The 1,732-nt window shown below is 53.0% G+C and carries 1 protein-coding gene; it reads right to left on the minus strand.

All coding sequences use genetic code 11. The features are described 5' to 3' along the window. Positions 1–30: 30 nt before the first annotated feature. On the minus strand, positions 31–1,590 hold the full coding sequence (locus BLT35_RS26015; protein WP_074730234.1) for an IS5 family transposase: 1,560 nt from the start codon (positions 1,588–1,590) through the stop codon (positions 31–33). Between the last annotated feature and the right edge of the window lie 142 nt (positions 1,591–1,732).

Below are 1,732 nucleotides of genomic sequence, written 5' to 3' on the forward strand. Positions count from 1 at the left end.
TTAGGGCTTGCTGAACAAGATTCGTTCCATTTACACCCAACGTAAGTCTCTAAACCCAAGCAGTCTGAAAAAATGCAAAAAGAGAACACGCAGTCGCCGCTCCAGATTCATGACCAGAAACTGAAGGGCGATGACGGTCAAACTGGTTTCGGCGCCACGCGCCCGAATGCGACCTAGGCCCAATTTGCGCTTGCCTTCTCCAAATTTTCCTTCGATCGCATTACGCTGTACAGCGTCCTGGCGCTCTTGCCGACGATCGGCGACTTCACTTTGCTCTTTCGAGGGTCTGCCGAGCTTCGGGCCACTAAGGCGAATCCCTAGCGTTTTGCAATAGTTCAGGTTGTCTCGATTGCGGTAGATTTTATCGGCTAGAATGACGGCGGGATAATACCCGAATCGCTGTTTGTACGCTTCCACCGATGCTTGCAGCGTGGTTGCCTCGTTGAAGCTGTCCCATTGTGCCGTTTCGATCCAAGCGTAACCGTCCACCAGACTGGCGGCGATTTTGGCGCCGAACTCCACGTTCGCTCCAGCTTTGCCTCGAACCATCGGACGTACATGCGGCTGTTCGATACTCACGATGCGATCGGCGACGATATGTGTCTTCTTCTCCATCATTTCGCGCTGCTGACGGTAGAGCTCCGAGATGATCAGAAGCTGGCGATAGTGTCTTTTGCTCAGTTCCGTGAGAGGCGTATACTTCACGAGGGCTTCAATAATCCGCAGATTCCGTCCCACGTAGCCAAGTTGCTTTTTGATCGCTTTGCGGATCACCTTGCCCGATGCCTTGCGTTGCTTGGAAACACTCAGGTACGATTTTCTGGCTTTCTCGCGGTACGTGCGCGGCTTCTCCATCGCTCCGACATGGGGACGGTGCAGTACGTCGATGATGTCTTCCAGGATTTCACGGGCGTGATTCAGCAGCCCCAAGTCAGTCGGATACTTGATGTCCGCAGGCGCGCATGTCGCATCCAGCATGAGGGTGCCCTTGTTCATGACTTCCGCTGTCGGTGCGGCTGTATATGGCAGGACGTGTAGCTTTTTCGCCATGTTGCGGGGTTTCTTCGCCACAACAGGGGGCTCCTCGGGAATAGAGAAAGCGTCCCCTACCTCCATGGTGAGCTGCGAGCCGCCCGCGTCGTTGTCGTCGTCATCGCGATCTCGCTTGGACGATTTCGGTTTCGCCTCGACCTCTCGCTCTGCTTGCAGCGCGGCTTGGGCGATCCAGTCGTTGACTTCAGCTAGGATTTCCAAGCCGAGCCGTTCCCGAAAATGCGTGAGCAGGGAGTGATGAAACGGCACTTCATCGACATACGCAGTGTAGCCCAAGAAGAACTGCAAATATGGATTTTCCTGGATTTGTAAGGTGGTCTCGTGGTCACTTAAACCAAGGCGCTCCTTGATGATGAGCGAGCCGAGGGCGATACGTGCCGAGTACGCCTTTTGGCCGATGGCTGGGGACTTGAACGAGCTCACATATTTCTCTTCTACTTTGTCCCAAGGGATGATCGCCGCAAGCTGCACCCACCGATTGGTTGGATTTAATTTTCCGCCAAAGGGCAAATAGAAGTTTTCCAACAAGTCTGCCATATCTCGATTCAGCACGAACACTTTCGCTCACTCCATCTGCAAGGTTTTTTACCGATTTTCCGTGTTTTCTTTGCAGATGAATTCGACAAAAGTGCCTCTAAACCCTTGTGAGATAAGGATTTTTTGATTTTTCAGCAAGCCC

Origin of the sequence: Paenibacillus naphthalenovorans (assembly GCF_900099895.1) — a bacterium.
Taxonomy (GTDB): Bacteria; Bacillota; Bacilli; order Paenibacillales; family NBRC-103111; genus Paenibacillus_G; species Paenibacillus_G naphthalenovorans.